Below are 1,617 nucleotides of genomic sequence, written 5' to 3' on the forward strand. Positions count from 1 at the left end.
CTTCCACGATGGTGTGCGGGCTCTGCACGCGGCGGGGGCGCGGGCGTTCCTGGAGGTCGGCCCGGACGGTGTGCTGACGGCGATGGCCGCGGACAGCCTGGACGGCGAGGACGCGACCTGTGTCGCGGTGCAGCGTCGTGACCGGGAGGAGCCGCTGGCCCTGATGCAGGGTCTGGCCGAGGCACACGTCCATGGCGTCACCGTCGACTGGCAGCGCCTGTTCACGGGCCAGGGTGCCCGCCGTATCGACCTGCCGACGTATGCCTTCCAGCGCCAGCGCTACTGGCTGTCGCCCGGAACGGCCACTGGGGCAAATAAGTCGTGGGAGGTCTCCGGCCGGGAGGAAGCCGTCGCGTCGACGGGCCCGTCGGCTGAATCCCTCGTCCGGAGTCTGGCCGGCCGCGACGAGGACGAGCGGTTCGCGGCGCTGCTGGACCTTGTCCAGGTTCAGACGAGCGAGGTCCTGGGGCACGAGTCCACCGACGCGGTCCAGACCGGTCGGGCCTTCAAGGAGATGGGTTTCGACTCGCTGACGGCGGTGGAGCTGCGGAACCGGCTCAAGTCGGCGACCGCACTCGACCTTCCCACCAGCCTGGTCTTCGACTACCCCACGCCGACCGCTCTCGCCGAGCACCTGCACGCCCTGCTGACCGGATTGGTGACGGACCTTCAGGGCACCGATCTGGTCGCCAACGTCACCGACGAGCCGATCGCGATCATCGGCATGAGCTGTCGGTACCCCGGCGGTGTTACCTCGCCGGATGAGCTGTGGCGGCTGGTGGACGAGGAACGGGACGGTATCTCCACGTTCCCGCTGGACCGCGGTTGGGCCGAGGATCTCTACGATCCGGAACCCGGGCTGGAGGGCAAGTCCTACACCCGCGAGGGCGGATTCCTGTACGACGCCCCCGAGTTCGACGCGAGCTTCTTCGGAATCTCGCCGCGTGAGGCCGTGGCGATGGATCCGCAGCAGCGGCTGCTGCTGGAGGCGTCCTGGGAGGCCATGGAGATGGCCGGGATCGCCCCGTCCGCGTTGCGCGGGAGCCGGACTGGAGTCTTCGCCGGCGTTGCCTCCCTCGACTACGGTCCGCGCCTGCACGAGGCGCCGGAGGAGGTCGCCGGGTACCTGGGTCTGGGTAACGCGGGCAGCGTCCTGTCCGGCCGGGTCTCGTACTCGTTCGGTCTGGAGGGGCCGGCGGTGACGGTGGACACGGCGTGTTCGTCGTCGCTGGTGGCCCTGCACTTGGCGGCCCAGGCGCTGCGGCAGGGCGAATGCAGCCTGGCGCTGGCCGGTGGTGTGACCGTGATGTCCAGCCCGGCGGCCTTCCTTGAGTTTTCCCGGCAGCGGGGGCTGGCGGCGGACGGTCGTTGCAAGTCGTTCGCGGCTGCTGCTGACGGGACTGGCTGGGCCGAGGGCGTCGGCATGCTGCTGGTGGAGCGGCTGTCGGACGCGCGGCGTCATGGACACCGGGTGCTGGCGGTGCTGCGCGGTAGTGCGGTGAATCAGGATGGTGCGTCGAATGGTCTGACGGCGCCGAACGGTCCGTCGCAGCAGCGGGTGATCCGTCAGGCGTTGGCGAGCGCACGCCTGACGGCCGATCAGATCGACGTGGTGGA

1 protein-coding gene is annotated in these 1,617 nt (G+C 69.9%); it reads left to right on the top strand.

Translation table 11 applies throughout. From position 1 onward, the window contains the following. Positions 1-1,617, top strand: a 1,617-nt coding sequence (locus ACIRYZ_RS46515; protein ID WP_402955830.1) for a beta-ketoacyl synthase N-terminal-like domain-containing protein, incomplete at both ends; no start/stop codon positions are given.

Source organism: Kitasatospora sp. NPDC101155 (genome assembly GCF_044768305.1).
In the GTDB taxonomy this organism is placed as follows: domain Bacteria; phylum Actinomycetota; class Actinomycetes; order Streptomycetales; family Streptomycetaceae; genus Kitasatospora.